Below are 15,087 nucleotides of genomic sequence, written 5' to 3'. Positions count from 1 at the left end.
GAGTGCCGTGTGGTCCACCGGCAGGTCGGGCGTTGTAATGCCTCACCTGCCTTCATGTGGTCCACACGCGCAGCGCATCCCGAAAACCGCCTTTCTTTTGTCTGTTTGAGGAGTCATCCGTGAAGCGACGTGTCGTCATCACCGGCCTGGGTATCGTTTCCCCCGTAGGAAATGATCTGACCACCGCTTGGGACAATATCGTCAACGGACGTTCTGGCATCAGCCGCATCACCCGTTTCGATCCCTCGGCCATCACCACCCACATTGCTGGCGAAGTCAAAGACTTCGACATCAGTACCTATATTTCGGCCAAGGAAGCCCGCCAGATGGATACGTTCATCCATTACGGCCTGGCTGCCGGAATGCAGGCCTGGCGCGATTGCGGCCTGGAAGTCACCGAAGAAAACGCCGAGCGTATCGGCGTGATCGTGGGCTCCGGCATCGGCGGTCTGCCGCGCATCGAAGAAACCCAGGTCGATTACCTTGCCAAGGGACCTCGGCGCATTTCGCCGTTCTTCGTGCCGGGTTCGCTGATCAACCTGATTTCCGGGCATCTGTCGATCGCCTACGGCATGAAGGGCCCCAGCTACGCCGTAGTGTCGGCCTGCACGACCGGCCTGCATTGCATTGGCGATGCCGCACGCCTTATCGAATACGGCGATGCCGACGTCATGGTGGCTGGCGGCGCCGAATCCACCGTGTCGCCGCTGGGCATTGGCGGCTTTGCCGCCATGCGCGCGCTGTCGACCCGCAACGATGATCCTCAGACCGCATCGCGTCCCTGGGACCGCGACCGCGACGGCTTTGTGCTGGGCGAGGGCGCTGGCGTCCTGGTGCTGGAAGAGTACGAGCACGCCAAGAAGCGCGGCGCGCGTATCTACGGTGAACTGGCTGGCTACGGCATGAGCTCCGATGCCCACCACATCACCGCACCGGACAAGGACGGCCCGCGCCGCGGCGTGATCAACGCGCTGCGCAACGGCGGCCTGAATGCCGAAGACGTCCAGTACGTCAACGCGCATGGCACGTCCACGCCGCTGGGCGACAAGAACGAAACCGACGCGCTCAAGCTGGCGTTCGGCGACCACGCCAAGAAGCTGGTGGTCAACTCGACCAAGTCGATGACCGGCCACCTGCTGGGCGCGGCCGGCGGCATCGAAGCCGTGTTCACGACGCTCGCTGTGTACAACCAGGTCTCGCCTCCGACGATCAACATCTTCAATCAGGATCCGGAATGCGATCTGGATTACTGCGCGAACGAAGCGCGGCAGATGAAGATCGACGTGGGTCTGTCCAATTCGTTCGGCTTTGGCGGCACCAACGGCTCGATGGCCGTTCGCCGGGTCTGATTTGGACGACTTGGTCGGGGGGCGTTGGTCGTTCCGCCTACCTGTCTCGCAGCCCAGGGGAGCCGTCGCGCTCTTCGGGTTGGCGCTGGCCGCTGCGGCGGCCAGCGTGCTGACAGCGGCAGCCTGGCATGGTTATGCCTGGGCTGCGGCCGCGCTCCTGGCCCTTCTATTCCTCTTGGCCGGGCTGTTACACTCGGCTCGGAACGCCCCGTCCCCGGTAACGGCGCTACGTACCGCGACCGGGACTGGCCACTGGCAGCTATGCCGGCCGCAAGGCTGGCAGGACGCGCTGCTCCTGGACCAGCAACGGGGCCCAGCGTGGCTGACGCTTATCCTGCAGCCTTTGCCCACCGGGAGTACGGCCTTTACCACTAGCAAAATCACCCTCACCGTCTGGAAGCACACGCTGCGACCCGAATCCTGGCGCCGTCTGCGCCTCGTCGCGGGCACGGCGCGGCAGGCACGCCCGGCGCGTCCTTTGCGGGAGGCCTCATGAGCGAGCGCGAAGTCGACGCCGAGCTTGTCGCCCGCGTGCAGCGGGGCGACAAGAAGGCATTTGATCTTCTGGTGCTCAAGTACCAGCGCAAGATCCTCCGTCTGCTGGCCCGGATGATCCGCGATCCCGCCGAAATCGAGGATGTGGCGCAGGAGGCCTTCATCAAGGCTTACCGCGCCTTGCCCCAGTTCCGCGGCGAAAGCGCCTTCTACACCTGGCTGTATCGCATCGCCATCAATACGGCGCGCAACTGGCTTGCCTCGCAGGGGCGGCGCCCCAGCGCGCCCAACGCGATTGAAACGGAAGACGGTGAAACTTTTAACGAAACCGACAACCTAACGGATATAAGCACGCCGGAATCCATGGTTGCCAGCCGCGAAATCGCCGAGACGGTGAACGCGGCCATTGAGGAACTACCTGAAGAATTGCGCACCGCAATTGTCCTGCGTGAAATCGAAGGTATGAGTTACGAAGACATCGCCCAGAGCATGGATTGCCCGATCGGTACGGTGCGCTCCCGCATTTTTCGTGCGCGTGAAGCCATTGCGACCAAGTTGCGTCCGTTGCTCGACACCGATGTCGAGCGTCGCTGGTAAGGAGTGGCAGTCATGCAAACAGCAGCCAAATCCGTTGAGATCGCCGAGTCCTCCTGGGAGGAATCGGTTTCCGCCTGGATGGACGGAGAAGATTCCGACGATATTCTTCCCAGTCTGTTGTCCAAAGAGGGACGTCAGACCTGGGACACCTATCATTTGATTGGTGATTCCCTGCGCAATTCCGATCTGGCGCTGACGCCCAGCGCGGCCTTCTCGGCCCGCCTGGCGCGCGCGCTGGACGCGGAACTGCCCATCGTAGCGGCGCCTCGGCGCCGCTCGCCGTTGCGCATGGGCCTGTCCGGCCTGGCTGTCGCCGCCGCAGTGGCCACGGTCGCGTGGGTGGCGCAGCCGTACGTCACCGGCTCGCCGGCGACGGATGTGCGCGTGCTGGCCGACGCCAGCTCGCCGGCTTCGGCCTCCGACGACTCGGGCCTGCGCGACTACCTGGAGGCCCATCGCCAGATGGCTGGCCCCAGCGCGGTCCGGCAGGTGTCGTTCGATGTCGGAGCGGGACGTTGATGGCGCTTGTGCTTCCATCACGCTGGCCGGTGCTGGGACGAGCTGCCTCGTGGCAGGCTCATCGCGCCGGCTGGTTCGCCGCCACGCTCCTCACCGCTTTCCTTGCCGCGCACGGTCCCGCGGCCGCCGCTGGCGCCACGCCGGCCGGCCAGACCGAAGACGTCGTGCAGCTGCTCACGCGCATCCAGCAGGCGGCCCGCAAGCAGGACTACGCCGGCGTCTTCATGTATCAGCAGGGCGACGTCATCCAGTCCTCGCGCCTCGTGCACGTCCTCGATGGTACCGGCGAGCGCGAACGCCTCGAGATCCTTGACGGCCAGCCGCGAGAATACCTGCGTCACAACGACGACGTGCAGTGCCTGATCCCCGAACGCAAGACTGTGCTTGTCGAGCGCCGTCGCGGAGATCGCTTCCCGGGCCTGTTGCTGGGCGATCCGGCCAACCTGTCGGAACACTACAAGATCCGCACGGAACCCACGCCGCACCGCGTTGCTGGCCGCGAATGCCGGCTGATCACGATCGAACCGCTGGACAAGCTGCGTTACGGCTATCGCCTGTGCGCGGACGTCGAAACCAATCTGCTGCTGAAGGCCCAGACGCTCAATGCCGCGCGTGGCGTGGTCGAGCAGGTGTCGTTCACCTCGCTGCGATTGGGCTCCGAAGTCGATCCGCAATCGCTGTCCTCGCGCTGGAATACCCGCGACTGGAAGGTGCTCGAGGCCAACATGCAGCCCGTGGACCTGGCGGCGCAGGGTTGGCGCATTCCGGCGCCCAACGGCTTCAAGACGATCATGCAGGTCTCGCGTGCCATGAAGCGCGGATCGCCGGTCAGCCAGATGGTGCTGTCCGACGGCCTGGCGGCAATCTCGGTCTTCATCGAGCCCTATGACAGCCAGCGCAATCACCAGCCGGCGCACGGCGCGTCCCAGCGCGGCGCGATCAATGTATATGGCGCGCGCATTGCGGATTTCTGGCTGACCGCGGTGGGCGAAGTGCCCGCCGCCACGCTGGAACAACTTGCGCAGGCCACTGAGTACGTGCCTCCCGCACCCGCGGCAGCCGCACCCGCGGAGGGCGGGGCCAAATAATTCCCGCCGTTCCGCAAGCAGCAATTTCGGAGTGACATATGAAAGCAATGACGGTCTCGAACGCTTTTTTCCGGCGCTTTCTGGCGGCTGTCGCGGCGGGGGCCATGCTGTCCACCGCCTACGTGCCGGTGACGGTGGCGCAGACGGCGCCTGCCGCGGTCGGATTGCCCGACTTCACGGCCATCGTTGAAAAGGCCGATCCGGCCGTCGTCAACATCCGCACGACCGCCACGGTTCCGGTGCGCGGCGGCGGCAATGGTCCTGGCGGCAGCGATCCCTACGAACTGTTCCGCTGGTTCTTCGGTCCCGAATTCCAGCCGCCCGGACCGCAATCGCCCAGTCCGCGCCAGCGTCCGCAGCCGACGCCGCCCGAAGAGCGCACCGTGCCGCGCGGCGTGGGTTCCGGCTTCTTCGTGTCGGCCGACGGCTACATCCTGACCAACAACCACGTGGTCGTCGACGCGACGGACATCTACGTCACCCTGACCGACGGACGCGAGTTCAAGGCCAAGGTCATCGGCACGGACGAGCGCACGGACGTGGCGCTCATCAAGATCGAAGCCAAGGACATGACGCCGCTGGTGATCGGCGATCCCAAGAAGCTCAAGAAGGGGCAGTGGGTGCTCGCCATCGGCTCGCCGTTCGGCCTGGATTCCACCGTCACTTCCGGCATCGTCAGCGCCATCGGCCGCGATACCGGCGAATACCTGCCGTTCATCCAGACCGACGTGGCGGTCAACCCCGGCAATTCGGGCGGCCCGCTGATCAACCTGGACGGCGAGGTCGTGGGCATCAATTCCCAGATCATCTCGCGCAGCGGTGGATTCATGGGCATCTCGCTGGCCATTCCGATCGACGAGGCCATGCGCGTGGTGGACCAACTGCGCACGACCGGCAAGGTTACGCGTGGCCGGGTTGGCGTGCAGATCGGTGAAGTCGGCAAGGATGTGGCCGAGGCCATTGGCCTGCCCAAGGCAGAAGGCGCGCTGGTCAGCAGCGTTGAAGCCGAAGGCCCTGCCGAGCAGGCGGGTGTGCAGCCGGGCGACGTGATCCTGAAGTTCAACAAGGAACCGATCAAGCGCTGGTCCGACCTGCCGCGCATCGTCGGCGAGACCAAGCCGGGCACGCGCGCCGACATGGAAATCTGGCGCAAGGGCAAGAGCATGACGCTGTCGGTCAAGGTGGGCGAGATCCCCACCGAGAAGGCCGCTGCCGCCGGCAAGAAGCCTGCGCCGGAACCTGAGGTCACCAACGCGCTGGGCCTGGGCGTCATCGACGTCCCCGCCGATACCCAGAAGAAGCTGCGCATCAAGGGCGGCGTCCAGGTGAAGGTTGCCGATGGCGCGGCCGCGAAGGCGGGTCTGCAGGAAGGCGACATCGTGTTGGCGCTGAACGACACCGATGTCACCGGCGCAAAGCAGTTCGGCGAACTGGTCGCCAAGCTGGACAAGAGCCGCGCGACGGGCCTGCTGGTGCGCCGTGGCGACCAGACGCAATGGGTAGCGGTGCCTGCGTCCAAGTGATGACGGCCCGGACCGGCGGGCGCCTGCCCGGCGCCGCCACCGGGCAGCCAGCATGGCGGGAAACCGCCAGGTGTGGCCACCCCAGGGCGCTTTTTGTCCCGGGGCGCGCCCAGGGCAAAAAAAATGGCTCAAGACCGGCTAAAATGGCTGGTTGCCGCAAGAGGGGGCGCTTGGCGCCCCCTCAGTTTTGTCCGGGCCTAGCCCGTCAGCGCCTCACACGTCGGCCGTGCACATTCCGGCGGCGGTGTCTCCCGGCCGTGTGCCGTCTGTTCCGTCCCTTATAAATTCAAGCATGCAGCATATCCGCAACTTTTCCATCATTGCCCACATCGATCACGGCAAGTCGACCCTGGCCGATCGCCTGATCCAGCGCTGCGGCGGACTGGCGGATCGCGAGATGTCGGCGCAGGTCCTCGATTCCATGGAAATCGAGCGCGAGCGCGGCATCACCATCAAGGCCCAGACGGCCGCCCTGCATTACAAGGCGCAGGACGGCAAGATCTACAACCTGAACCTGATCGACACCCCAGGGCACGTGGACTTCTCGTATGAAGTCAGCCGGTCCCTGTCCGCCTGCGAAGGCGCACTGCTGGTGGTGGACGCATCGCAGGGCGTGGAAGCGCAGACGGTGGCCAACTGCTACACCGCTATCGAACTGGGCGTGGAAGTCGTGCCGGTGCTGAACAAGATGGACCTGCCGCAGGCTGATCCTGAAGGCGCCCGCCAGGAAGTCGAGGACGTGATCGGCATCGACGCCTCGGACGCCGTGCTGGCCAGCGCCAAGACCGGCATGGGCATCGACGAAATCCTCGAAACCATCGTGGCCCGCGTGCCCGCCCCGGAAGGCGATCCCGAAGCGCCGCTGCAGGCGCTGATCATTGATTCGTGGTTCGACAACTACGTCGGCGTGGTCATGCTGGTGCGCATCATCAATGGCGTGCTCAAGCCCAAGGACAAGATCCTGCTGATGGCGTCCGGCGCCACCCACCTGTGCGAGCAGACCGGCGTGTTCACGCCCAAGTCGCAGCAGCGTCCGCATCTATCGGCGGGCGAGGTGGGCTTCATCATCGCCGGCATCAAGCAGCTTGAAGACGCCAAGGTCGGCGACACCGTCACGCTGGCCAACAAGCCCGCCGCCAACCCGTTGCCGGGCTTCAAGGAAGTCAAGCCGCAGGTGTTCGCCGGGCTGTATCCGGTCGAAAGCTCCGAATACGACCAACTGCGCGATTCGCTCGAAAAGCTCAAGCTCAACGACGCCGCGCTGATGTTCGAACCCGAAGTGTCGCAAGCGCTGGGCTTCGGTTTCCGCTGCGGTTTCCTTGGCCTCTTGCACATGGAAATCGTGCAGGAGCGCCTGGAACGCGAATTCGACATGGACATCATCACCACCGCGCCGTCGGTGGTGTACGAAGTCGAGCAGCGCGATGGCTCCGTGATCACCGTGGAAAGCCCGTCGCGCATGCCCGAGATCGGCAAGATCCAGGACATCCGCGAGCCCATCGTGAAGGTCACGCTGTTCATGCCGCAGGACTACGTCGGTCCGGTCATGACGCTGTGCAACAACAAGCGCGGCGTGCAGGTCAACATGAGCTATCACGGCCGCCAGGTTCACCTGGTGTACGAGATTCCGCTGGCCGAGATCGTGCTGGACTTCTTCGACAAGCTGAAGTCCGTGTCGCGCGGCTATGCCTCGATGGACTACGAATTCCTGGAATACCGCTCCGCTGACGTGGTGCGTGTCGACCTGCTGATCAACAACGACCGCGTCGACGCGCTGGCCGTCATCGTCCACCGCAGCAACGCGCGGCACCGTGCGCGCGACGTGGTGACCCGCATGCGCGGCCTGATCCCGCGCCAGATGTTCGACGTAGTCATCCAGGCGGCCATCGGCGCCGAAATCATCGCGCGCGAGAACGTGAAGGCGCTGCGCAAGAACGTGCTGGCCAAGTGCTACGGCGGCGACATCTCGCGCAAGAAGAAGCTGCTGGAAAAGCAGAAGGCGGGCAAGAAGCGCATGAAGCAGGTGGGTAGCGTGGAAATTCCGCAGGAGGCGTTCCTTGCCATCCTGCAGGTGGAAGACAAATAGAACCCCAGAAGGCGATTAGCTGATGAGTTGGAACTTTGCCCTGATCCTTTTTATTCTGCTGGTGGTTACCGGCGTTATCTGGGTGCTCGATCTGGCCGTACTGCGCAAGGGGCGCGAGCGCCGCGCTCAGGCCGCGATGGCGCAATACGACGCGGCACTGGTGGGCGATGCGCAAGAGGCCGAGCGCCTGCGGCGCGAGGCCGGCGACGCCGCGCGGCGCGTGCCCTGGTGGGTCGAATACGCGGTCAGCTTCTTTCCCGTCATCCTGTTCGTGTTCATGCTGCGCTCGTTCGTGGTTGAGCCGTTCCGCATTCCGTCCGGCTCGATGCTGCCCACGCTACAGTCCGGCGACCTGATCCTGGTGAACAAGTTCAGCTATGGTCTGCGCCTGCCCGTGATCGACAAGAAGGTCATCCCCGTCGGCGAGCCCAAGCGTGGTGACGTATTTGTGTTCCGGTACCCCGTTGATCCGAACGTCGACTACATCAAGCGCGTCGTTGGCCTGCCGGGCGACGAAGTCGCATACATCGACAAGAAGCTTTATGTCAATGGCGAACTGGTCCCGCACGTGCGTGATGGTGACTATTTCGAGCCGGATCGTGTTTCGTACATCGCGCAATATAAAGAGAAGTTGGGCGACGTTGAACACAAGATCCTGCTAGAAGAGAAGGTTCCGCAGGTGTATTCCCCGGAAAGGTGGACTTTTCCGTTCCGTGAAAACTGCCAATACAGCCACAATGGGGTACGCTGCAAAGTACCCGAGGGCAATTATTTCGCCATGGGCGATAATCGGGACAACAGCGCGGACAGCCGGTATTGGGGCTTCGTTCCGGAAGCCAACATCGTCGGCCGCGCTTTCTTCATCTGGATGAACTTCAGCGATCTGAGCCGTATCGGCCGATTCAACTGATTATGTCGCTAGCCACGCTAGAAAACCGCCTGGATTACCACTTCGGTGATGCGGCCTTGCTTGAACAGGCGCTGACGCACCGTAGCCACGGCGCGCGCCATAACGAGCGGTTGGAATTCCTTGGGGATTCCGTGCTGAACTTCGTCGTGGCGGCGATGCTGTTCGAACGCTATTCAAAAATCGACGAAGGCGATCTGTCGCGTTTGCGGGCCAACCTGGTCAAGCAGGCGTCGCTGGCAGATATCGCCCAGCGGCTGGAACTGTCCCAGTACCTGCGACTGGGCGAAGGCGAACTCAAGAGCGGCGGATTCCGCCGCCCGTCCATTCTGGCCGACACGGTCGAAGCGATCTTCGGCGCTGTCTTCCTGGATGCGGGTTTCGAGGCAGCGCGCCGCGTGATCGTGCGCCAGTACCAGCCGGTGCTGGCATCGGTGGATCCCAAAACACTCGGCAAGGACGCCAAGACCTTGCTGCAGGAATTTTTGCAGGGCCGCAAGCTGGCCCTGCCGCTGTATACGGTGGTGGCCACGCACGGCGCGGCCCACAGCCAGCAGTTCGAAGTCGAGTGCGCCATTCCGGCGCTCGATATCAAGGTAATGGCGCCCGGCGCCAGCCGCCGCGCCGCTGAGCAGTCGGCCGCCAAGCTGGCGCTCGAGGCCGCGCTGGCCGTCAGCCCGGCCACCAAGGCTGCCCGCAAGTCGGGCAAGGCGCGCAAAACCGCGCAATTGTCGCTGCCCGTGGCAGTGGCTCAAGAGACTAAATGAGCGATACCCCTTTTCGTACCGGCTTCGTTGCCATCGTCGGCCGCCCCAACGTGGGCAAGTCCACGCTGACGAACGCCCTGATCGGTTCCAAGATTTCCATCGTGTCGCGCAAGGCGCAGACCACGCGCCACCGCATCCACGGTGTGCTGACGCGCGAGCACGAGCAGTTCGTGTTCGTCGATACCCCCGGTTTCCAGACGCGCCACGGTGGAGCGATGAACCGCATGATGAACCGCGTCGTCACGCAGGCCCTGGCCGACGTGGACGTGGTGGTGCATGTGGTTGAAGCCGGCAAGTGGTCCGAAGGCGACGCCAAGTTGCTGCCGCTGTTGCCCAACCCCGAACGCACGATCCTGGTCGTCTCCAAGATCGATGCGCTGAAGAACCGCGATGATCTGTTCGCGTTCGTGTCCAAGATCATGGCGCAGCATCCGTTCGGCGCCGTGGTGCCGGTCAGCGCCACCAAGAATCAGCAACTGGACCAACTGCTTGACGAAATCGCATCGCGCCTGCCGGAAGGCGAGCCGATGTTCGAGGAAGACACGCTGACCGACCGTCCCATGCGCTTCATCGCGGCCGAACTGGTGCGCGAGAAGATCTTCCGCCTGGTGGGCGACGAGCTGCCGTACGGCTGCACGGTCGTCATCGAGCAATGGGAAGAGACCGCCAAGGGCGCCACCATCAACGCCTGTGTCGTCGTCGAGCGCGACAGCCACAAGCCCATCCTGCTGGGCACGGGCGGCATGCACATGAAGCGGATCGCCACCGAGGCGCGGCAGGACATTGCCAAGCTGCTGGACAAACCCGTGCATCTGGAGGTCTACATCAAGGTGCGCAAGGGCTGGTCCGACCGCGAGGGTGCGCTGCGCGACTTGGGTTATGAGTAGACGGGCGCCACGCGTCCAGGATCGACCGGGGTTCATGCTTCACGCCACCGCGTGGCGTGAAACCTCCCTGATTGTCCAGACTTTTTCTCGCGATCATGGCTGCGTGGCCATGGTCGCCAAGGGCGCCAAGCGCCCTTATTCCGTTTTGCGCCCCGTGTTGTCGGCTTTCCAGCCGCTGCTGCTGTCCTGGACGGGCAATGGCGAGGTCAAGACGCTGACGCGCGCCGAGATCGCCGGCATCCGGCCGCTGGCCGGGGCCGCGCTCATGTCCGCCTGGTACATGAACGAACTGCTGCTGCGCCTGCTGCCGCGCGAGGACGCGCATCCCCTGTTGTTCGACGCATACGATATGGCCTTGCAGCAACTGTCTGCCGGCACCCGCGCGGCCGGGGCGCTGCGCCGCTTCGAATGGACCTTGCTGCGCGAAACGGGTTACGGCGTCGACGAGGCGCCGCCCGATTTCGACGACCCTGCCATCGAGCCCGCCTTGCGCACCGACTTGCGCGCGCGACTGGCCGAGATTCTGGCGGGCCGTCCGCTGTCCACGCGGCGCGTGCTGCTGGACCTGCAACGCATCTGATCTCCCCGCCGGCCTCATGACGTTCACGCTCAAACAGGTCGAAACCTTCCGCACCGTCTACGAGACGGAAAGCGTCACCGCCGCCGCACGGCGCCTGGACGTGTCGCCTGCGACCGTCAGCGCAACGCTGGCCGCACTGGAAGCCAGCATCGAGTTGCGCCTGTTCGAGCGCGTGCGCCAGCGCATGCAGCGCACGCCCGAGGCCACGCTACTGTATGAAGAGATCCGCCGCTTGAATGTGGGCCTGGAAAGCCTGGGACGCAAGATCCGAGCGATCCGCGGCGCGGCGCAGCCGCGGCTGCGCATCGGCTGCATCCACGCCTACAGCGGCGCGATCGTCAGCGATGCGATATCGCGTTTTCGCGTGCGCTATCCCGATACGCCGCTCTACCTGCAGATCCGCGATTCCAACACCCTGCGCGATATGGTGGTGTCCGGGGAATTGGATCTGGCGGCGGTGGCCGATGAATCCGAACTCGAAGGGCTGCGCGGGCATCGTCTGGCCAGCTTGCGCGCGGTGGCCGTGTTTCCCGCCAGCCATGCGCTGGTGCGCCTGGAATCGGTGAATTTCTCCCATCTGGCCGAAGTCGATGTGATTGCGCTGAACGCCGAAGACGGATCGCGCAAGCGGCTGGATGCGCTCTTGCGTCAGGCCGGTCAAAGCCTGCGCGTGGCGATCGAGACGCCGTATTCCAGCACCGTATGCCAGCTTGCGCTGGCCGGGCACGGGGTGGGTATCGCCAACCCGGCCACGGCGCTGGGGATGGAGGCCGTGGGCCTCACCTACCGGCCGCTCGAGGCGCCCGTGCATTTCGAATGCCACATGATCGTGCACGGCAGCCGCCCGTTGTCCGAAGCCGGCAAGTTCTGGGCGACGTGCCTGCGCGGCGCACTGGCGCCGCTGGTCGAACGGTTTGGTGTGTAGCCCGGGAATCAGCCCCGGCGGCCGTCGGACGTCAGCATCAGCACCACGTTGGATTCCGCATCCAGCTTGCCGGCCCGCCTGAGCCGCGCGACGGCCGCCAGCGCGGCGGCCGACGACAGTTCCGCGCCCAGTCCCATGCGCTCCAGGCGTTGCCGAGCCTGCCCGGCCTGCGCGTCGGAGGTCTCCACCGGCATGCCTTCCGACCGCGACAGGGCTTCCAATGCTTGCAGCGTGCACGTGCCGCCCGCAATGGAATACTGCTGCGTCGCGCTTTCCCATTGGCCGCGGGCATCGCCGGTTTCCAGCGCGCGCGACAGGCGGGGGTAGGGTTCCACGGCGTGCAGCCGGGGCAGTCGGGCAATGCGTCCGGTCTGAAGCAGGTGCTGCCAGCCCAGGAAGATGCCCCACAGCAGGTCGCCGCGCGCGGTCGGGACGACGATGTCCGTGGGCAGACCGCAGTCGTCCAGGATTTCCTGAGCGATCGGCTTGTAGCCCTCGACGCCGTACGGATGCGTGCCCACCGGCGGATTCAGGTAATTGGTGCCCGCGAACGCGCCGTGGTTGCGGCACAGGTCGGCCACGTACGGCCAGCGGCCCAGACTGTCTTCGAAGGCGCGCAGCCGTGCGCCGAAGCGCTCCATGGCCTCGCGCTGCAGCGGGGGGCAGTTGTGGGTGATGGCGATGTCGGCCTGCAAACCGGCCGCCGCGCAGTAGGCGGCCAGCGACACGCCCGCATTGCCGCTGGAGGCCGCCGCGACGCGCGTGGCGCCGGCCAGGCGCGCACGCGAGACCAGTTGCGCCGACATGCGGTCCTTGTGGCTGCCGGTGGGATTGGCGCTTTCGCACTTGAGCCATAGCGCGCCCACGCCTTCTTCGCGTGCCAAGTCGGGCGGGGACAGGCATGGAGTGCCGCCTTCGCCCAACGTCACGGCCGACAGCACAGGCAGGGGTATGGCGCCGTCCTGCGACGGCGCGTCGTATTGGCACTCCAGGGTGGCGGGGTGCCCAGCCGCCAGGCACGAAGGGCAGCCTTCGGGATAGTCGCCCGCGGGCCAGAGGGTTGCGCAGCGGATGCAGCGCAGGCCGGTCAATCTGGGGTTCATCTGCATGGGTCAGTATCTTGAAGCAAGAGATTCCAAGGGAAGAGCGGGCGCGACCTGCAGCAGGCAATCGCCGTCGTCACTGCGCGCGATGGGACGCAGGCAGACCACGGTGCCCGCCTGTCGGCTGAGCAATGGGCGCGGAGGGACGTCGGGCCGTGCCGGTTCGATCAGGCGGCCGATGGGCTGCTGCGCGGCCACGGATTGTCCCAGCTCCACGGCGGGAACGAACACGCCGGACTCGCGGGCACGCAGCGTCGCGGCGGGGGCGTCCAGGTCGTAGAGGCGGACCTGCGCGTCCTGGGCGGGGTGTGCAGTAGCGGGACGGGACAGCAATCCCAACTCTGCCAGGCAGCCCAGCAGTCCGTCGCGGCAGCGGTCCGCCAGCGATTGGCTGGTTTCCCGGCCGCCGCCGATCTCGGCCGAAAGCCGCAGCACGCCGTGACGGCTGGCCGCCGCCGGCATGGACCCGGCCTCGCCGCCGCGAAAGAACACGCAGTCGGGCAGTCCGAACGCCCGCGCAAGCGCCGGCAGACGCGCGTCATACGCGTCGTTGCCGTAGCGGGTGATGACCGATGACGGCAGGTAGCGCAGCGACGCGCCGCCGCTGTGCACGTCCACCATGGCCTGCACCTGGGGAAGCAGCCGAGCCTCCAAGGCCGCCGCGATGCTTTCGGTGTAGCCGCGCGCCGGTTCGCCCAAGAAGGCGCGGTTCAGGTTGCCGCCATCAGATGGCGACAGTCGCGTGCCGGCCAGCGACGCTTCCGCATTGACGGCGGGAAGCAGATAGACCGTGCCGCGTTGCAGAATCTCCGGCAACTGCTGCCACAGATCCAGAATCGCGGCCTGGCCTTCCCATTCGTCGCCGTGCACGCCTGCGATGAGCGCGACGGCAGGCCCCGGGCCCGCCTCGATCCGCAACACCGGGATCGTGACGCGCCGGTAAGCCGACGCATTGGTGGCGGCGGCCACGGAGAAATCCTCGCGGGTTACGTTGGCCATGCGCAGGCTCCGTTGGGTGTTTGGGCGCGGTTCAATCCAGCGTGGCGGCCTTGATGATGCTTTCCCACTTGGGCAGCTCCTTCTTGATTTGGGCCTGGACATCCTGCGGCGTGCCCCCCAGGGGTTCCTGCGAGCGGCTGCGCAACTCGCGGCTCACCGCGTCCGAGCGCAACGCCTGATTCATCGCGGCGTTCAACCGCGAGATCGCGGCAACGGGCGTGCCTGCGGGTGCAACCAGGGCGCTCCACGCGGACTGCTCGTACTCCGGATAGCCTTGTTCGGCCACCGTCGGCACGTCCGGGTTGGACGCGGCCCGCTTGCGGGTGGTGACGGCGAGCGCGCGCAGGCGGCCGTCCTTCAGGTTGCCGATCAAGGGCGGCAGGTTTTCCATCATGGAGTCCACGTGGCCGCCTAGCAGGTCCGAGAGCTGCGCGGCCGTGGCCTTGTAGGGGATCTGCCGAACCGCGGCGCCGGTCTGGGCGATGAACAGCTTGACGCCAACTTCGCTGGTCGTGCCCGGATCGGCCGAGGTCATGGTCAGGCGGTCCGGCTGCGCCCGGCTGGCTTCGATGAATCCTTTCAGATCGCGGTACGGCGACGCGGCATTCACGACGATCACATTCGGGGTCTCGGCAACGAGGCCGATGGGCTTGAGGTCACGGTCCAGGTCGTACAGCTGCTGCTTGAACAGGTACCGGTGCAGCACCAGCGTGCCGACGTGGGCATAACCGATGGTGTAGCCGTCCGCGGGGGCCCGGACCACGGCCTGCGTGCCGATGCGGCCGCCGGCGCCCACGCGGTTTTCGACGACGACTGGCTGGCCGAGCAGCCGGCTCATCTCCTGACCGATCAGGCGGGCGGTGATGTCGGCATTGCCGCCCGCGGCGGCCGGCACGATCAGCGTGATGGCGCGTTCGGGGTAATCGGCTTGCGCGTGCGGCGCGGCAAGGCAAAGCAACAGGGCGGCAAGGCAGGCAGAGCGTTTCATGACGATTCCCGAGGCGTTGAGGGCTGCGCCATTGTGCGTCCGGGAATCGGCGTTTCCGTTTGGATGAATAAGATGGTTATTCAGAAAAAGTTAAGGCAAGTCGCCGTTGCGCCGATCAGCCTGCTTGCCCAATCCATAGCCGACGGCGGCCGCACCCAACGCCACCACGGCGCCCAGCAGCGCGATCAACGCCGCGCCGTAGCCCAGCATGTCGATGCCCGCCTTCACCCAACCGCTGGCGGCATCGCCGCCGCGGTAGACCACGGTGTCGATG

Annotated in this window: 14 protein-coding genes and 1 pseudogene; 11 read left to right on the top strand and 4 right to left on the bottom strand. The window is 65.5% G+C overall.

Going from position 1 to position 15,087, the window contains the following annotated elements; translation table 11 throughout:
* Positions 1 to 119: 119 nt before the first annotated feature.
* The 11 genes from fabF (at position 120) to B2W22_RS00620 (ending at position 11,723) form a co-directional block, all read left to right on the top strand.
* Positions 120 to 1,349 carry a beta-ketoacyl-ACP synthase II gene (gene fabF, locus B2W22_RS00670; RefSeq protein ID WP_175122952.1) on the top strand — a complete coding sequence of 410 codons (1,230 nt, stop codon included), beginning with the start codon at positions 120 to 122 and terminating at the stop codon, positions 1,347 to 1,349.
* A gap of 492 nt (positions 1,350 to 1,841) precedes the next feature.
* Positions 1,842 to 2,441, top strand: coding sequence for an RNA polymerase sigma factor RpoE (gene rpoE / locus B2W22_RS00665; RefSeq protein WP_008161984.1), 600 nt, complete (start codon positions 1,842 to 1,844; stop codon positions 2,439 to 2,441).
* A gap of 12 nt (positions 2,442 to 2,453) precedes the next feature.
* Positions 2,454 to 2,960: a sigma-E factor negative regulatory protein gene (locus B2W22_RS00660; protein ID WP_105237797.1), complete on the top strand. Its 507-nt coding sequence runs from the start codon at positions 2,454 to 2,456 to the stop codon at positions 2,958 to 2,960.
* Positions 2,960 to 4,048, top strand: coding sequence for a MucB/RseB C-terminal domain-containing protein (locus B2W22_RS00655; RefSeq protein ID WP_175122951.1), 1,089 nt, complete (start codon positions 2,960 to 2,962; stop codon positions 4,046 to 4,048). The genes B2W22_RS00660 and B2W22_RS00655 overlap by 1 nt, the downstream gene beginning before the upstream one ends.
* A 38-nt stretch (positions 4,049 to 4,086) precedes the next feature.
* Positions 4,087 to 5,571: a DegQ family serine endoprotease gene (locus B2W22_RS00650; protein ID WP_175184246.1), complete on the top strand. Its 1,485-nt coding sequence runs from the start codon at positions 4,087 to 4,089 to the stop codon at positions 5,569 to 5,571.
* A gap of 292 nt (positions 5,572 to 5,863) precedes the next feature.
* Entirely contained in the window at positions 5,864 to 7,657 is a 1,794-nt protein-coding gene (gene lepA, locus B2W22_RS00645; RefSeq protein ID WP_175122949.1) for a translation elongation factor 4, read from the top strand.
* A gap of 22 nt (positions 7,658 to 7,679) precedes the next feature.
* Positions 7,680 to 8,567, top strand: a complete 888-nt coding sequence (gene lepB / locus B2W22_RS00640) for a signal peptidase I (RefSeq protein ID WP_175122948.1) — start codon at positions 7,680 to 7,682, stop codon at positions 8,565 to 8,567.
* A 2-nt stretch (positions 8,568 to 8,569) separates the two neighbouring features.
* Positions 8,570 to 9,331: a ribonuclease III gene (gene rnc / locus B2W22_RS00635; protein ID WP_175122947.1), complete on the top strand. Its 762-nt coding sequence runs from the start codon at positions 8,570 to 8,572 to the stop codon at positions 9,329 to 9,331.
* On the top strand, positions 9,328 to 10,218 hold the full coding sequence (gene era / locus B2W22_RS00630; RefSeq protein ID WP_056321933.1) for a GTPase Era: 891 nt from the start codon (positions 9,328 to 9,330) through the stop codon (positions 10,216 to 10,218). The genes rnc and era overlap by 4 nt, the downstream gene beginning before the upstream one ends.
* Positions 10,211 to 10,798 (top strand): DNA repair protein RecO, encoded by a 588-nt coding sequence (recO, locus tag B2W22_RS00625; RefSeq protein ID WP_175122946.1) that lies wholly within the window; start codon positions 10,211 to 10,213, stop codon positions 10,796 to 10,798. Before era ends, recO begins: the two co-directional genes overlap by 8 nt.
* A gap of 16 nt (positions 10,799 to 10,814) precedes the next feature.
* Positions 10,815 to 11,723 (top strand): LysR family transcriptional regulator, encoded by a 909-nt coding sequence (locus B2W22_RS00620; protein WP_286935907.1) that lies wholly within the window; start codon positions 10,815 to 10,817, stop codon positions 11,721 to 11,723.
* Between the two features lie 8 nt (positions 11,724 to 11,731).
* Here B2W22_RS00620 and B2W22_RS00615 read toward each other — a convergent pair whose 3' ends face one another.
* The 4 genes and pseudogenes from B2W22_RS00615 to B2W22_RS00600 all read right to left on the bottom strand — a co-directional run.
* Entirely contained in the window at positions 11,732 to 12,832 is a 1,101-nt protein-coding gene (locus B2W22_RS00615; RefSeq protein ID WP_175137344.1) for a pyridoxal-phosphate dependent enzyme, read from the bottom strand.
* Positions 12,833 to 12,835: 3 nt separating this feature from the next.
* Positions 12,836 to 13,825: a succinylglutamate desuccinylase/aspartoacylase domain-containing protein gene (locus B2W22_RS00610; RefSeq protein ID WP_175137345.1), complete on the bottom strand. Its 990-nt coding sequence runs from the start codon at positions 13,823 to 13,825 to the stop codon at positions 12,836 to 12,838.
* Between the two features lie 31 nt (positions 13,826 to 13,856).
* On the bottom strand, positions 13,857 to 14,813 hold the full coding sequence (locus tag B2W22_RS00605) for a Bug family tripartite tricarboxylate transporter substrate binding protein (protein WP_175122942.1): 957 nt from the start codon (positions 14,811 to 14,813) through the stop codon (positions 13,857 to 13,859).
* A 90-nt stretch (positions 14,814 to 14,903) separates the two neighbouring features.
* A pseudogene (locus tag B2W22_RS00600) lies at positions 14,904 to 15,087 on the bottom strand (MFS transporter); the annotation flags it as partial.

It is taken from the genome of Achromobacter sp. UBA4530 (assembly GCF_002388205.1).
Lineage (GTDB): Bacteria > Pseudomonadota > Gammaproteobacteria > Burkholderiales > Burkholderiaceae_B > Achromobacter > Achromobacter animicus.
This window is presented reverse-complemented; position numbering and strand designations above follow the sequence as displayed.